The organism is uncultured Shewanella sp. (genome assembly GCF_947497935.1).
Classification (GTDB): Bacteria; Pseudomonadota; Gammaproteobacteria; order Enterobacterales; family Shewanellaceae; genus Shewanella.
The window spans coordinates 280,475-297,072 of record NZ_CANMIO010000003.1 but is presented as its reverse complement, the minus strand read 5'-3'; the positions used below and the strand labels follow the sequence as shown (position 1 = coordinate 297,072).

The 16,598-nt window shown below is 44.4% G+C and carries 14 protein-coding genes; 12 read left to right on the top strand and 2 right to left on the bottom strand.

The window, feature by feature from the left end:
- Window positions 1-29: 29 nt before the first annotated feature.
- The 9 genes from prfC (at window position 30) to deoD (ending at window position 10,274) form a co-directional block, all read left to right on the top strand.
- Window positions 30-1,610: a peptide chain release factor 3 gene (prfC, locus tag Q1A86_RS05175; protein ID WP_299803704.1), complete on the top strand. Its 1,581-nt coding sequence runs from the start codon at window positions 30-32 to the stop codon at window positions 1,608-1,610.
- Between the two features lie 143 nt (window positions 1,611-1,753).
- Entirely contained in the window at window positions 1,754-1,981 is a 228-nt protein-coding gene (locus Q1A86_RS05170) for a hypothetical protein (protein ID WP_299803703.1), read from the top strand.
- Window positions 1,982-1,992: 11 nt separating this feature from the next.
- Window positions 1,993-2,766 (top strand): TatD family hydrolase, encoded by a 774-nt coding sequence (locus Q1A86_RS05165; RefSeq protein ID WP_299803700.1) that lies wholly within the window; start codon window positions 1,993-1,995, stop codon window positions 2,764-2,766.
- 179 nt (window positions 2,767-2,945) lie between these two features.
- On the top strand, window positions 2,946-4,205 hold the full coding sequence (locus Q1A86_RS05160) for a NupC/NupG family nucleoside CNT transporter (protein WP_299803697.1): 1,260 nt from the start codon (window positions 2,946-2,948) through the stop codon (window positions 4,203-4,205).
- A 339-nt stretch (window positions 4,206-4,544) separates the two neighbouring features.
- Entirely contained in the window at window positions 4,545-5,402 is an 858-nt protein-coding gene (locus Q1A86_RS05155) for an outer membrane protein OmpK (protein ID WP_299803694.1), read from the top strand.
- Between the two features lie 564 nt (window positions 5,403-5,966).
- Window positions 5,967-6,740 carry a deoxyribose-phosphate aldolase gene (deoC, locus tag Q1A86_RS05150; protein WP_299803691.1) on the top strand — a complete coding sequence of 258 codons (774 nt, stop codon included), beginning with the start codon at window positions 5,967-5,969 and terminating at the stop codon, window positions 6,738-6,740.
- A 162-nt stretch (window positions 6,741-6,902) separates the two neighbouring features.
- On the top strand, window positions 6,903-8,234 hold the full coding sequence (gene deoA, locus Q1A86_RS05145; RefSeq protein WP_299803689.1) for a thymidine phosphorylase: 1,332 nt from the start codon (window positions 6,903-6,905) through the stop codon (window positions 8,232-8,234).
- 13 nt (window positions 8,235-8,247) lie between these two features.
- Entirely contained in the window at window positions 8,248-9,465 is a 1,218-nt protein-coding gene (locus tag Q1A86_RS05140) for a phosphopentomutase (protein ID WP_299803687.1), read from the top strand.
- A 98-nt stretch (window positions 9,466-9,563) separates the two neighbouring features.
- On the top strand, window positions 9,564-10,274 hold the full coding sequence (deoD, locus tag Q1A86_RS05135) for a purine-nucleoside phosphorylase (RefSeq protein ID WP_220761689.1): 711 nt from the start codon (window positions 9,564-9,566) through the stop codon (window positions 10,272-10,274).
- Between the two features lie 70 nt (window positions 10,275-10,344).
- Here deoD and Q1A86_RS05130 read toward each other — a convergent pair whose 3' ends face one another.
- Window positions 10,345-11,334, bottom strand: a complete 990-nt coding sequence (locus tag Q1A86_RS05130) for an AhpA/YtjB family protein (RefSeq protein WP_299803679.1) — start codon at window positions 11,332-11,334, stop codon at window positions 10,345-10,347.
- A 78-nt stretch (window positions 11,335-11,412) separates the two neighbouring features.
- Between Q1A86_RS05130 and serB the strand changes: the two genes are divergently transcribed.
- A complete protein-coding gene (gene serB / locus Q1A86_RS05125; protein WP_299803676.1) occupies window positions 11,413-12,420 on the top strand; it encodes a phosphoserine phosphatase SerB in 1,008 nt (335 codons plus the stop codon).
- Between the two features lie 322 nt (window positions 12,421-12,742).
- Window positions 12,743-13,651: an alpha/beta hydrolase gene (locus Q1A86_RS05120; RefSeq protein ID WP_299803673.1), complete on the top strand. Its 909-nt coding sequence runs from the start codon at window positions 12,743-12,745 to the stop codon at window positions 13,649-13,651.
- Between the two features lie 54 nt (window positions 13,652-13,705).
- Here the strand turns inward: Q1A86_RS05120 and Q1A86_RS05115 are convergent, their stop codons facing one another.
- Complete coding sequence (locus tag Q1A86_RS05115) at window positions 13,706-14,317, bottom strand: response regulator (RefSeq protein WP_299803669.1); 612 nt, start codon at window positions 14,315-14,317, stop codon at window positions 13,706-13,708.
- 231 nt (window positions 14,318-14,548) lie between these two features.
- On the opposite strand from Q1A86_RS05115, the gene Q1A86_RS05110 reads away from it, so the two are divergent.
- The gene (locus Q1A86_RS05110) at window positions 14,549-16,333 is read left to right on the top strand and encodes a sensor histidine kinase (RefSeq protein WP_299803666.1); all 1,785 of its coding nucleotides are present in this window, start codon (window positions 14,549-14,551) and stop codon (window positions 16,331-16,333) included.
- The last annotated feature ends 265 nt before the right edge of the window (window positions 16,334-16,598 follow it).

Genomic DNA, 16,598 nt, shown 5'->3' with positions numbered 1-16,598 from the left:
TTTGTGAACTCCCAGAATTACAGGTAAACATGTCAGGCTATAAAGTTGAGGTCGACAAACGTCGCACTTTCGCCATCATCTCTCACCCAGATGCGGGTAAAACCACCATTACTGAAAAGGTTCTTTTATTCGGAAACGCGTTACAAAAAGCGGGTACCGTTAAAGGCAAAAAATCAGGTCAGCACGCTAAATCTGACTGGATGGAGATGGAAAAAGATCGCGGGATCTCAATTACTACGTCTGTAATGCAATTTCCTTATAACGATGCGCTGGTTAATCTATTAGACACGCCTGGTCACGAAGACTTCTCTGAAGATACTTATCGTACATTAACGGCGGTTGACTCATGCTTGATGGTTATCGACTCTGCGAAAGGTGTTGAGCAACGTACTATTAAGCTTATGGAAGTCACGCGTTTGCGTGATACGCCAATCGTTACCTTCATGAACAAGCTCGACCGTGATATTCGTGATCCAATCGAGTTGATGGATGAAGTCGAAGACGTGCTTAATATCGCGTGTGCACCTATTACTTGGCCAATCGGTGCCGGTAAAGAGTTTAAAGGTGTTTACCATATTTTACGTGACGAAGTGATTCTGTACCAAAATGGTATGGGGCACACAATTCAAGATTCTCGCATCATTAAGGGGCTTGATAACCCTGAACTTGACGAAGCTATCGGTAGCTATGCTGCGGATATTCGTGATGAGATGGAATTGGTTATTGGTGCATCGAACGAGTTTGACCATGAGCTATTCTTAAAAGGTGAACTGACGCCTGTTTACTTCGGTACCGCGTTAGGAAACTTTGGTGTCGACCATATCCTTGACGGTATCGTTGAGTGGGCACCAACACCTCAGCCTCGTGAAACTGAAGTTCGTGACGTTCAGCCGGAAGAAGAGAAGTTCAGTGGTTTCGTATTTAAGATCCAAGCTAACATGGATCCTAAGCACCGAGATCGTGTTGCCTTTATGCGAATTTGTTCTGGCCGTTACGAGCAAGGCATGAAGATGCATCATGTTCGTCTTGGTAAAGACGTTAACGTGAGCGATGCCTTGACCTTTATGGCTGGCGACCGTAACCGTGCAGAAGCCGCATATCCAGGCGATATTATCGGTTTACACAATCATGGCACAATCCGTATTGGTGATACTTTTACTCAAGGCGAGAAGCTTCGCTTTACTGGTGTTCCCAACTTCGCGCCAGAAATGTTCCGTCGTATTCGCTTAAAAGATCCTTTAAAGCAAAAGCAATTGCTTAAAGGCCTTGTACAGCTTTCAGAAGAGGGCGCTGTACAGGTATTTAGACCACTCGATAGCAATGACTTAATTGTAGGTGCCGTTGGTGTACTGCAGTTTGAAGTGGTTGTAGGTCGTCTAAAGACTGAATATAAAGTAGAAGCGATTTACGAAGCCATCAGCGTCGCGACTGCACGTTGGGTGTACTGTGACGATCATAAGAAGCTCGATGAGTTCAAGCGCAAGTGCAGCATGAACTTAGCGTTAGATGGTGGTGACAACCTGACATACATCGCACCGACTATGGTTAACCTTAACCTGTCGATGGAACGTTACCCAGATATTGAATTTGCTAAGACGCGTGAAAATTAATCCAAATCTATAGCTTCAATACTCAAACCCCAGGCCATGCCTGGGGTTTTGCTTTTTATCTCGGTACGTTTGTTTGGTCTTCAATTATATTGGTAAGGTCACTAGGTTGGGATAAACTCAAACAGGTGAACTGGAGGGAATATATGAAGCTAATTAGGGCTATTTGGTATAAATACATTCAATGGTGTGATTCGATGGGGTTAACGCCGGAGAATCGTCGTAGCTGTGCGCCTCGTCTAACAGATCCTGAGTTTCAGTCGGCTCCTAAGCTTAAGTGTGAATCTGCTCCGAGAGATAGAGAATCGGTCATTGAAGCATCAACGGGAAAAACTGATAGCAAATTGCATCATAGCCAGTCTATAAGGGAGTGAAAGCGAGGTTTATGGAACCCATTATCGATAGCCATGCTCATATAGATTTCCCCGAGTTTGATGAAGACAGGGGGACTCTGTTTCAACAGATGCGGAATGCAGGCATCGAAAATGTGTTGATCCCTGGTGTTTCCCCCGAGAACTGGCTGAGACAAATAGAAGTTGCCAAGCAATATGACTGCTACTATGCACTCGGAATTCATCCTTGGTATAGCGAGAGTGCAACAACAGCGAACATGACAGGTCTAAGAGCAATACTTACACGCTATAAGGATGACAGCCGTTTAGTGGCTCTCGGCGAATGTGGACTAGATAAGTTACATAAAAGTAATTTCACAACACAAATGAATCTATTCTTAGCTCAAATCTGTTTGGCTAAAGAGTTTGATCTGCCTCTCATTATGCATTGCGTTAAAGCTCATGAAGACACGCTAAAGCTCCTTAAAGCCGAGGCTCCACGCAGAAAAGGTGTTATTCATGGCTTTTATGGTGGGCCACAGTTAGCGAGGCAGTATGTTAACTTGGGTTACAAGTTAGGTATAGGCGGCCTATTACTCAATGATCATGCACCTAAATTACAAGAAACTGTAGCCCAACTGCCATTAGAGTCCTTCATTTTAGAAACAGATTCACCTGCGATGGCACCGAAATCCAGTGGAAATAATCGTAATACCCCACTAATCCTGCCTGAAATCCTCAGAAAAATAGCTAATTTACAAAAAAAATCGGCCGTTCGCATTTCAGAACAGATGTTCTTTAATGTTTCGCAACTCTTTGACCTCTAATTTTTTTCTATATAAACAGATGTTACTCGCACCAGAAATTCCAACGAAATCATTGAAATAAAACTTCAAAAATTTGATCAATACGACGCTTTTAGCAACGTGGTCGGGTATAATCGGGAACGTAAAATAAGGTTGGTTAACAACATAATTAAAAAGTATTAACAATAGGGTGATGGTTAATGGATATTTTAATGAGTTTAGTAGGGGTGGTCACCCTACTAGCGATAGCCTTCGGGTTATCAAACAATAGAAAAGCAATTAACAAGCGTACCGTATTTGGTGCATTAGCAATTCAGGCCGCTTTCGGTGGTTTTGTATTGTATGTTCCAGTCGGTAAAGACATTCTGAAAAGTGTGTCTGACGCAGTATCTAGTGTTATTGGATACGCTCAAAACGGTATTGGTTTCTTATTCGGTGATTTAGCTAACTTTAAAGTTGGCTTTATTTTTGCCATTAACGTGCTACCAATCATCGTTTTCTTCTCTTCATTAATCGCAGTTCTTTATTACTTAGGCATCATGCAGTGGATCATCCGTATTATCGGTGGTGCGCTACAAAAAGCATTAGGCACAAGTCGTACTGAGTCAATGTCAGCAACCGCTAACATCTTCGTTGGTCAAACTGAAGCGCCACTAGTCGTTCGTCCGTTTATCGCAACGATGACTAACTCTGAGCTATTCGCAATCATGGTTGGTGGTCTTGCATCTATCGCGGGTTCAGTTATGGCTGGTTACGCACAGATGGGTGTACCGATTGAATACTTAGTTGCCGCTTCATTCATGGCTGCACCAGCTGGTCTATTAATGGCTAAGCTAATGCATCCTGAAACTGAAGAAGCTAAGAACGACATGAGTGACTTACCAGAAGATCCTGATAAGCCTGCTAACGTTCTTGACGCAGCGGCTGCGGGTGCTTCATCTGGTATGCACCTAGCACTAAACGTTGGTGCAATGCTTCTAGCTTTCGTTGGTTTGATTGCTATGATCAACGGCATCATCGGTGGCGTTGGTGGATGGTTCGGTATGGAAGGCTTAACACTAGAATTAATTCTAGGTTATATCTTCATGCCTTTAGCGTTCCTTATCGGTGTGCCTTGGAACGAAGCACTTGTCGCTGGTTCTTTCATCGGTCAGAAGATTGTTATTAACGAGTTTGTTGCTTACCTAAACTTTGCTCCATACCTAAAAGATGTTGCTGATGGCGGTATCTTAGTGGAAGCAACGGGCCAAGTAATGAGTGACCGTACTAAAGCGATTATCTCTTTCGCTCTATGTGGTTTCGCTAACCTATCTTCAATCGCGATTCTACTTGGTGGTCTAGGTTCTATGGCTCCGACTCGTCGTCATGACCTAGCTAAGCTTGGTATCCGTGCGGTTATCGCGGGTTCTCTAGCTAACTTAATGAGTGCAACTATCGCGGGTCTATTCCTAGCGTTGTAAGCCTCTTTTAGACTGAGCCTATATGGCTCAGTCTTTGTTTTAGCTCTAGTCAAGCTAAAACATATGTAAGTCAATCGTTTTCCAAACTAGACATTCGTTGAAATGATCAATAACTATGGTTAGGGGTTCTTTCGGCTTAAAAACAACAATAAGAGTGATAAAGCAGCACTTACTGCCTTAAAATCATAAAGTTGTTCGAATGTTAAAACTTAGTGTTCGCATTTTTACATTAATACTGTTGAAGTTTGGCATAAATAAAGTAAAATGCGCGCCATAAAAAAAGAAACGCTGACTCTTCATAAAGAAGGGCGGCAAACCATAAATAAAATGGGGTTGATGATGAAAAACGTTAAAACTTTAGCACTAGCAGCTACAGCTGTTGCTGCAACTATGTCTGCACCTACATTCGCTGCTGACCGTACTGATCTACGCGCTGGCGATTACAGCTGGATGCAGTTCAACGCAATGTACGCTGTAAACGAGCTTCCACGTTCTGACGCTGATGATGGCGGACATGACTACCTAGAAATGGAATTCGGCGGCCGCGCTGGTATCGTTGACCTATACGGTTACGTTGACGTGTTCAACTTAACAACTAGCAGCTCAGGTGACAAAGCTGTTGGCGCAAACAAGAGCAAGATGTTCATGAAGTTTGCTCCTCGTTTCTCTATCGATGCGATGACAGGTTGGGATCTATCAGCTGGTCCTATCCAAGAAGTTTATATCTCAACTCTATTTAACTGGGGTGGCGGTATTATCGGTGAAGATGTTAACAATGCTTCAGTTGGTATTGGTGCTGACGTAATGGTTCCATGGTTAGGTAAAACTGGCATGAACCTTTACTCATACTACGATATGAATGCTAAAGACTGGAACGGTTACCAATTCTCTATGAACTGGTTCAAGCCAGTTGTTAACTTCGACAACGGTTCATTCATCTCTTTCCAGGGTTATGTCGATTACCAGTTTGGTGCTGACGAAGTTAAAGCTTACGATGACAACGGTGACTTCCTGAACACTACCTTCACTTCTAGTGGTGGTGCTGCATACTTCGGTCTACACTGGCACTCAGAGAACTATGCTCTAGGTTACGGTCTAAAGGCATACCAAGACGTATACCTTCTTAAAGATGACGGTACTTTCGGTCTAGAATCAACAGGTTTTGCACACTACTTCACAGCTACTTACAAGTTCTAAGCATCGCTTAAAACTATTGTAAATAGACGACAGAGCCGCGAAATTCGCGGCTCTATCTAATCTTCACTACTGCAAATTACACCCTTAAAATTTTAATTGAAAACGGTAATGTGAACGTCTTAATTTTTACTTAAGCATCAGCTATTATTTATTATGCTCAATCAAAAGAATTCAGCTAATCAGCTTGTTTAGGTAAGTATTAAGTACTCTTCTCCTATAAGCAGTTATATAGGGGAGGTTACTGCAAAAGTTATAAAAGATTTATTACGCGCTAAAACGGATTTTTCGCGGAAAGGTAGAAATAAGCAGTATCAATCTCCCTTCCCGGTCTTCATGGATTCAAGTCGTGGCACTAGTGTCAGGATGGTTGCGCTCATTGGAGTTAACAACGTTGGATACTTGAATTGTTTTTTGTGTTTAGAGTCTGTAAGGCGTTAAACATATATTCGGCAATGCCCGAAGGCCCGGCCCATAACAATAATCAAAATAAGCCAGTTCAAGGCATCGCCGTGCGATATTTTTCTGTTTTAAATTAATAATTTGAATCTTTCTCGGAGAGCTATTATGAGCGACTTAAAAAAAGCAGCACAACAAGCCATTAGTTTAATGGATCTTACTACCCTAAATGACGATGACACAGATCAGAAGGTGATAGACCTTTGTCATAAGGCTAAGACTCCAGCTGGCGATACTGCTGCTATCTGTATTTACCCTCGCTTCATTCCTATTGCGCGTAAAACATTGAATGAAATCGGTGGTGACGATATCAAGATCGCAACTGTGACCAACTTCCCACACGGTAACGACGATATTGCTATCGCAGTATTAGAGACTCGCGCTGCTGTTGCTTACGGCGCGGATGAAGTTGACGTAGTATTCCCATACCGCGCACTAATGGAAGACAACGAAACTGTAGGTTTCGAGCTAGTTAAAGCCTGTAAAGAAGCTTGTGGTGAAGATGCAATCCTAAAAGTTATCATCGAATCTGGCGTGTTAGCAGACCCAGCTCTTATTCGTAAGGCATCTGAGCTATCTATCGATGCTGGTGCAGACTTTATCAAGACATCTACAGGTAAAGTTGCTGTTAACGCGACTCTAGAAGCGGCTGAGATCATGATGACAGTGATCAGCGAAAAGAACCCTAAGGTTGGCTTTAAGCCTGCTGGCGGCGTAAAAGACGCAGAAGCTGCAGCTGAGTTCTTGGGCGTTGCGGCTCGTCTTCTAGGTGATGACTGGGCGACTCCAGCGACATTCCGTTTCGGCGCTTCAAGCCTGCTAACCAACCTACTTCATACACTTGAGCTAGGCGATGCACCACAAGGTGCACAGGGTTACTAACCTTTAAAGATTAAACTTGTTGTTAAGTGTGATCTAAATCTAATTAGGTGTATCAAAAGTTCGTTAGTATGTAACAATATTACGACTTTTGATTCGCTTTAGCGGATTGATAACTGAAAATACTATTTAATAGAAATTCAGTTACACTCTTGGAGGTAGTACATGTTTTTAGCTCAAGAAATTATTCGTAAAAAACGTAATGCTGAGGCTCTTTCGACTGAAGAAATCCAATTCTTCGTCAAAGGGATCACCAACAATACTGTTTCAGAAGGTCAGATCGCAGCCTTAGGCATGGCGGTCTATTTCAATGACATGAACATGGATGAGCGTATTGCGTTAACCACGGCGATGCGTGACTCCGGCACAGTTCTCAACTGGCAGTCATTGGATCTTAACGGTCCAATTATCGATAAGCACTCAACCGGCGGTGTGGGGGATGTCATTAGTTTGATGTTAGGCCCTATGGCTGCAGCTTGTGGTGGATATGTACCAATGATCTCGGGTCGTGGCCTTGGCCATACCGGTGGTACGCTCGATAAGTTTGATGCCATTCCAGGTTATAATACCGAGCCAGACAGCGCACTGTTTCGCAAGGTAGTAAAAGAGGCGGGCGTGGCCATTATTGGTCAAACGGGCGATCTGGTTCCAGCCGATAAGCGTTTCTATTCAATTCGTGATAATACCGCAACGGTTGAGTCCATCTCTTTAATCACAGCTTCCATTCTTTCTAAAAAGCTTGCCGCGGGTCTAGATGCATTAGCCATGGACGTTAAGGTCGGTAGTGGCGCATTTATGCCAACCTATGAAGCTTCAGAAGAGTTAGCGCGCAGTATTACTGCAGTTGCTAATGGTGCTGGCACTAAGACTACGGCATTACTTACTGATATGAACCAAGTATTGGCGTCATGTGCGGGTAACGCAGTCGAAGTGAAAGAAGCGATCGACTTTATGACAGGCGCTTACCGTAACCCTCGTCTCTATGAAGTGACTATGGGACTGTGCGCTGAAATGCTGCAGCTTGGCGGTATCGCAAATAGCGAAGCCGATGCACGAGCCAAATTAAATGCGGTACTGGATAACGGAAAAGCGGCAGAGATTTTCGGTCGTATGGTTTCAGGTTTAGGTGGTCCAGCTGATTTCGTTGAGAACTACAGTAAGTACCTGCCTGATTCGCAAATTATTCGTCCTGTTTACGCGGATAGATCCGGTTTTGCTTCGGCAATGGACACCCGTGAACTCGGACTTGCAGTAGTGACCTTGGGCGGCGGTCGCCGCAAGCCTGGTGATGCTCTCGATTACAGTGTCGGACTTTCTAAAGTTTGCGCACTAGGTGACGAGATTAGCCCTGAGCAACCTATTGCGTTTATTCACGCCCAATCTGAAAGCGCCTTTGCTGAAGCGGAAGCTGCAGTGAAAAAAGCGATTCATATTGGCGACAGCAAACCAGAAACAACTCCGGAAATATATCGTTATATTCGCGAGTCAGATCTGTAACGGAGCACCGTTTATGAAACGTACTATAATCATGATGCTGGATTCTTTCGGCGTTGGCGCAGCGCACGATGCCGAAGCTTTCGGTGATGTGGGTTCTAACACTTTTGGTCATATTGCAAAGGCATGTGCTGAAGGTAAAGCAAATGATGGCCGTGAAGGTCCATTAAAGCTGCCTAATTTGGCGCGTTTAGGCCTTGGCCATGCTTCGAAAGAAAGCACGGGTGAATTCCCAGCAGGTTTTGGTGACGATGTAGAAGTGATTGGTGCTTATGGTCACGCTGATGAACTAAGCTCTGGCAAAGACACACCTAGTGGGCATTGGGAAATGGCTGGCGTACCTGTTCTTTACGAATGGGGCTACTTTAGCGAGCTGACAAACTCTTTCCCACAAGCGCTAACTGATAAAATTTTAGCTCGTGCAGGTTTAACTGAGTTTCTAGGTAACTGTCACTCTTCAGGAACAGTGATTTTAGATGAGCTTGGCGAGGAGCATATGCGCACCGGCAAGCCTATTTTTTATACTTCTGCGGACTCGGTATTCCAGATTGCTTGTCATGAAGAAAGCTTTGGACTTGAAAAATTATACGAGCTTTGCATTATTGCCCGTGAAGAGCTTGCTGATTACAATATTGGTCGTGTGATTGCGCGTCCATTTGTGGGTACAGGTCCTGGAAGTTTTGAGCGAACAGGCAACCGCCGTGATTACGCAGTTGAACCACCAGCACCAACGGTACTGGATAAGCTAAAAGCCGCCGGTGGTGAAGTGGTGAGTGTGGGTAAGATTGCCGACATTTACGCCCATTGTGGTATCACTAAGAAAGTGAAAGCGACAGGCCTAGAGGCGCTGTTTGATGCGACCTTAGAGCAAGTGAAGCTTGCTGGCGATAACACGATTGTGTTTACAAACTTCGTTGATTTTGACTCGCATTATGGTCACCGCCGTGATGTTGCAGGTTACGCACGTAGTCTTGAGTACTTCGACTCCCGTCTACCTGAGATCTTAGCACTGCTGGATGAAGACGACTTCTTACTACTGACTGCTGACCACGGTTGTGACCCAACTTGGCCTGGTAGTGACCATACACGTGAGCGTGTACCGGTTCTTGCATATGGTGCGGGTCTAGAAGCTGGCTCATTAGGACTACGTAACAGTTTTGCTGATATGGGTCAGTCTATCGCGAGCTACTTTAAGCTTGAGCCGATGGCATATGGCGAATCTTTTATTCGTTAAGCTGTAAACAAATTTGAATTTGGTGGCTCAGATTGAGCCACTAGCAAACAAGACTATGTTGATACAACGGTCTAAAAATATAAATAGGGGTTATTCTGATGGCTACACCACACATTAATGCCGTAGACGGTGCATTTGGCGATACAGTTCTATTTCCAGGCGATCCACTACGTGCAAAGTACATTGCTGAAACTTTCCTAGAGAACGTTGAGCAAGTCACTGACGTACGTAACATGCTAGGTTTCACTGGTACTTACAAAGGCGTTCGTATCTCTGTTATGGGTTCAGGCATGGGTATCCCATCTTGCTCAATCTATGCAACTGAGTTGATCAAAGATTACGGTGTTAAGAACCTAATCCGCGTGGGTACTTGTGGCGCGATCAGCACTGACGTTAAAGTACGTGACGTGATCATCGGTATGGGTGCTTGTACTGATTCACAAACTAACCGTTTACGTTTCCGTGGCCAAGACTTCGCAGCTATCTGTGATTACGGTCTACTAAGCGCAGTAGTTAAAGCTGCTGAAGCAAAAGGGACTAAGTACCGCGTAGGTAACGTTTTCTCTGCTGACCTATTCTACACGCCAGATCCAGAAATGTTTGACGTGATGGAAAAGATGGACGTGCTAGGTGTCGAAATGGAAGCTGCTGGTTTATACGGCGTAGCTAAAGAGTTCGGTGCTAAAGCATTGTGTGTTGTTACTGTATCTGATCATATCCGTACAGGCGAAAAGACGACTTCTGATGAGCGTCAAACAACATTCAACGAAATGATTGAAATGACTCTAGAAGCTGCAATTACTCTGTAATTGTAACGCTTTGCAGTTACAGACTGCAGTATGAAAAAACGGACGCTTATGCGTCCGTTTTTGTTTTTAGCTATTCAACCTCGTCCTTTGGCCCTGTCTTGGGTGCGGCCTTGGGCTTTGATGCTGCTTTTGATTTTGGCTTCACAGGTGCTTTAGGTTTCGCTGCTGCTTTAGGCTTTGCTTCAGTCTTAGCTTTTGCCGCGGCCTTGGCTTTTGTAGCAGGTTTAGCTTCGGTAGCTGTCGTAGATTTAGGTTTTGCTTTAGCTTTCGTAGCAGGTTTGATTTCTGCTTCACTACTTTCTGCTTTTGCTTCGGGTTTAGTTTCAACTTCGGCTTCGATATAGGATGCCGCAATACTCCTAGACTCAGCATTTTTAACCTGTTCCTTATCTGCAGCGGCCTGTTTCTTAGCTGCTTTTGCAGCTGCTTTCTCATTCTTCTTGGCAAGTAATTGTCTAAGTTTGACTCTGGCTTTGCGTCTATCAAAATCGGCACGTTTAAATGACAGTGCACGCGATAGTAACATGCCGATAAGGCCAGCAATCAGCAGCATCATCTGTTGCTGTTCCATGTTGATATGGTGAGCTTCTTTTATCTCATTAAAGAAGTATTTTGGCTCTAAACGCACCTCTACATAGCCTAAGTTCTTACCATCTTGAGAGACTGCTTCAACATAGGGCGGGTATTGCTGCAAAATAGTAGTGAGCTCTTCAGAATCAGGCTCTAGCTCTTCGTCTATGACGCTTTGGGCGAATGATAGCCTTACGCCGTCTTCACTGAAGATGGTGGCTGACATCACTTTAGGGTCTAACACTAATGCTTGAGCAAGCCATTGTAGCTGCTCATCATTTTCTAACTGTAGCGCGGGGGCGGCACCATAAGCTGTTTGTTGTACCAGCAATCTCGCCATCTTTTCTGTTTGGGACTTTAGAAGCTGCTGTCCTTGTAGTAGGCTAGTTTCCCACAACTGATCGAGACCGATGAATAAAGCGATCGCAATCATGATTTGTAATAGGCGACTTATTCGATGGCTCTTTTTTAGGCCTTTTAAATAGAACACTGAAACCCTTAATTTATTGTGTACTCACCTAATCATAATTGATTATGTCTGTGCTCGGTAGTTGGAGAGCCATAACTAATGGAAAGTTTGAGTCAATCGACTGTTTTTACTTGGTTAAGTACTAAAAGTAGCGTGTCTTTTACTACTGGTGAGCAAAGTTACTCTCGTCATATTGAGACTGAATACCCTAAAGGTTTTTCTCGTTATCGGATTGTATTTTCCGAGCAAGCAGTCTCGACCACGCAGTGCCAGCTGGATATTAACACTGCCCTAGAGACTTGGCTTGCGTCTCTAGATGCTAAGTTGAGCTTGGCACTAATTAAGCGTGATTGTGGTTTAACCTGTGTTGAAGTTTGTACATCAACATCTTTAAACCAGTCACAGATCGCCTCGATAAGTGAAACCGATTCTCTAGAGCTATTTGAATTAGCTGTCGATGCGCCGCAACTAAGCCAAGCGGGTCTGTTGGTGATGGACATGGACTCAACCGCGATCGAAATTGAATGTATCGATGAGTTAGCAGAAATGGCAGGTGTTGGCCAGGCCGTGGCTGAAGTGACAGAGCTTGCCATGCAAGGCGAGCTCGACTTTGAGCAGAGCCTCAGAGGCCGAGTCGCTAAACTTAAAGGCGCCGATGCCGCAATTATTGATACTTTGTGTGGCAAGTTACCGCTCATGCCGGGCTTAAAAGAGATGATTGCTGAGCTACAGAGTCATGGCTGGCGCACCGTTGTAGCCTCTGGTGGTTTTACCCCCTTTGTAAAACATCTTAAGCAGTTATTGGCGCTCGATGCCGCTTTTGCCAATAAACTTGATATTGAAAACGGTAAACTGCTTGGAACGGTTTCAGGCCAAGTGGTCGATGCCCAATACAAAGCCGATACCGTACTAAATTGTGCTAAACAGTGGCAAATACCTATAGGGCAGAGAGTGGCGATAGGTGATGGGGCTAATGATATCCCGATGATCAATACCGCCGATTTTGGTATTGCCTATCATGCCAAACCTAAGTTGGTTCAGGCTGCGGATGTCAGCATCAACCGACTCAACCTCAAGGTTTTACCTTATCTGTTCCAGCGCACTTAGATTAACTGAATAGTTATTTGATAGGTGACATTAGACAGAAGTTGCTAGTTTCTAGTCGTTAGGGATTCGTTGTTAGAAAATAGCTGCTAAGTTTTACTCAGCCTGTAACGTCCGCAGCTCTTTAAGCTCATAGCAATTTTGTTATGAGCTTTTTTATGTTTAAAAGAGATGGCTATCATCTTGATCCTTTTGATTGATTTCAACCTTAGCATGTTTTAAAGCAGGTCTAGTCGGCTGTATTTAACATTCAGTTAGAGTCTTTACTCTTGTTTTTAGGCTAGTATTTCAGTAGCTTAGTTTAAAAATATAAGAGTATTAGCCATTGAATATTCAGCAAAAATCCCTCTATATCCCCTATAACCATGGGTACCTACACCTAAGGCAAATTACACCAGTACAAGCCGACATGAGTAAACCTCCTGTACTTATGCTGCATGGTGCTATGTCTAATGGTCGCGTGTTCTATAGTGATTCCGGTAAGGGGCTAGCCTGTTATTTGGCGGACGCAGGCGTGGTGGTATATGTATTAGATACCCTTGGTCGAGGCCTGAGTGAGCCCAAACTCGCTCGTGGCTTTAAGGCGGGTCAGGGCGAGGTGATTAGAGAGCAACTTCCACTTATTCAGCAGTACATTCTATCGCTTCACCCAAAGACCAAAAGAGTACATTGGTGTGCTCACTCTTGGGGGGGCGTTTTGATGGCCAGTGCGATTGCTCGTTATAGCAGTTTACAAGAGTCGGTTGCGTCACTCGTCACTTTTGGTAGTAAGCGCCGTATTGAGGTCAAGTCGGTTAAAAAGTGGCTTAGTGTCGATCTCGTTTGGAATAAGATTGCGCCGATGATCGCCTGGCGCAGGGGCTATCTCCCTGCAGATAAACTCAGAATGGGTATGGATAATGAGTCTAGAGCCTCATTGCGCCAGAGTATCGAGTGGGTGCGAGGCGAGTGGGTCGACAGTGATGATGGCTTCGATTATCGACAGGCGGCAAGCGTAGCTAAGTGGCCAAAGTCTTGGTTTATAGCGGGCAAAGGGGATACCGTGTTAGGTAACCCAAGCGATGTTCAGCGGATGATACATGAGTGCCAAATTAAGCAGGTCGATTACACGCTACTCTCAAAGAAGCAAGGCTTTAAGCATGACTATGATCATGGGGGAATGCTAACCCATAAAGATGCGGTCAATGATCACTTTCCCCGGGTTAGGGACTGGTATCATAGCTTTAATGGCTAACAGTGTTCAGGGCTAGTAGTGTTAAGGCTAGTAGCCCTCTGAGTTTAGTTCGTCTTAGTCGTTCTTTTCAGCCAGGAGCGGCGCGAGTTTGACTAATTCGGCAAGATTGCTCACTCCTAACTTAGCCATCAATTTTGAGCGATGAACTTCGATTGTTCGAATCGCAACGCAAAGCTCATTTGCCATTTGCTTATTGGTATTGCCTGCAATGACTAAATGAAAAATCTGCGCTTCCCGTTCCGACAAGGTATCGATTAGACTCTGGTTTGTAAGCTTTTGCTGTTGCCCAAAGCTGTAGGCAAGGCCCTTAACGATAGATTGGGACAACAAGCTGCCTTGTACAGGTTTTTGGAAGAAGTCAAAAGCACCATTTTTGAAAGCATCCACGGCCATAGGTACATCGCCATGGCCAGTTAAGAAAATCACCGCAAGCGGGCTGTTAGCATCGCTGAGCAGTTGCTGTACCTGGGGGCCTGTTAGTCCTGGCATACGTGCATCTAATATCACGCATCCTGCTTGGGTTAAGTCGACCTCTGCTAAGAAACGATCGCCACTGTTAAAGCTAATAAGCTTATGACCATAACCTTCCATTAGAAAGCTGATTGAGTCGATAATCGCCTCGTCATCATCGACTAAATAGACTGGTCCGTTGATCTCTTGTTGCACGCGAAACCCTTATGTTTGCGGTGTTTAGATGATAGATATCCCAGTTCGCGGCTTTAATCCAACAAAAATCTACAAAGCATGAAATGCATCACGCTCTATAAATCTTGGCCTAGCGTAAGCTGTTGCTAAATAACTGCTGCCACTTTTATGTCGGTTAGGTTTGGAATCCTTAATTAAGGGGAGCAGTTCACTCTTTAACGGCGTCGTGGCGCAGATCCTAAGGAAATTCAATTGTCTCGATTCTTGCTTTGTATTTGTGTGCTTTTGTTCTCATCGGTAGCTTGGTCTAAACCGCAGCAGTTTTATGTTGGAGTATTGGCAAACTGGGGGCATCAACAAGCCATTGAGCGTTGGACTCCGATGATGGAATACCTTAATGCACAAGTGCCAGAGGCTGAGTTCCATGTTTATCCTGGAAATTTTGAAGCATTAAATTTGGCGATGGAGCTAGGGCAAATCCAGTTTATTATTACCAATCCTGGTCAATACCTGTATCTGTCCAATCAGTATCCATTATCTTGGCTCGCGACCATGCGTTCTAAGCGCCATAACGGCACCACTTCGGCGATAGGCTCGGCAATTATCGTTAAGGCTGATAGTAACTATCGCACCTTATATGACTTAAAAGGCAAGGTGATAGCCGCTAGTGACCCTCATGCGTTGGGTGGCTATCAAGCCACTGTTGGATTGATGCATCAGCTGGGAATGGAGCCAGAAACTTACTTTGGCCAAACCAAGTTTTTAGGATTTCCACTCGATCCTCTGCTTTACCAAGTTCGCGATGGTAATGTCGATGCTGCCATCACGCCTTTGTGTACCTTAGAAGATATGGTCGAGCGTGGCTTGATTAACCGCGCTAATTATCGAGTATTGAATCCTAGCCGACCAGAAGGCATAGAGTGTCAGTGCAGTACTAACCTTTATCCGAATTGGTCCTTTGCTGCATCCGAGAGTGTGAGTACCGAGTTGAGTAAAGCGATTACCCAAGCCTTGCTTGATTTAAGTGCGAATAATCCTGCTGCAATCAAGGCGAAGCTAAAGGGGTGGACCTCACCTATTAGTCAGCTTGCGGTCATCAAACTATTTAAAGAACTGCACGTAAAGACGCCCGATAGTAGCCGCTGGGATTCGGTGAAGCAGTGGCTTGAGGATAACCGCCACTGGGGGATTTTGTCGGTTTTAGTCTTCATTATAGCGACCCTGTATCACCTGTGGATTGAATATCGTTTTCACCAGAAAAGTAGCTCGTTGATTGAATCAGAACGGCAGCTTAAGCAGCAAGCCATCGCATTAGAGCGTCTACAAAGTGCTTCAATCATAGGAGAGATCGGTGCAGGGCTTGCCCATGAGATTAATCAGCCTATCGCGGCAATTACCAGTTATAGCGAAGGCGGCATCATGCGTTTGCAGGGGCAAGAAAAAGCTGATGTACAAGCATGTATCGAACTACTAGAGAAAATTCATAAGCAATCGACTCGTGCCGGCGAAGTAGTGCACCGAATTCGTGGTCTACTTAAGCGCCGAGAATCGGTCATGGTGGACGTGAATATTCTTACCTTAGTCGAGGAGAGTATTTCGCTACTACGAATAGAGTTAGCCAGACGAGAGATCCAAATTAACACCCAGATTAAAGGCGAGCCCTTTTTTATCACCGCAGATAGAGTGGGCTTATTGCAGGTGTTGATCAATTTAATTAAAAACAGTTTAGATGCCATTGCTGACTCGGAAAATGTGGCGATAGGTAAAATCTTGATAGAGTTGGACTTTAAAGAGCATCAAGTGAATATCTCTATTGTCGATAATGGCCCAGGTTTAGCGATGGAAGCCGATACCTTAATGGCGACCTTTTACACCACTAAAGTGGATGGGTTAGGGCTAGGCTTAGCCATTTGTAATGAGGTGATTAAGGAGCATGATGGGCGCTTTGTATTGGCTAATCGCAGCGATGGGCAATCAGGTTGTGTGGCAACGCTTAACCTTAAAAAGCGAGGCAGTGAGGCGCCGATAGAAGTTTAATTAAGCGCTATTCGATACAGCTTGGCGACGAGAGAAGAGTGAGCTTATGTGCGGCAATGAGGCCGCACATTTTATATCGAAAACATGCAGTAACCTGCAATTTTTTTAAACCATTTGCCTTTATGTGGTTTACCACAATTTACAGCTTTTAGTGGCTGTGTTGGTGTAAATTTGAACTGTGAATTACCTCACAAAGCCGACTATCACTGTATCGGTATGTGGTTTACCACAATATTCAATTTACCCTCCCTCAATAACAATGAGG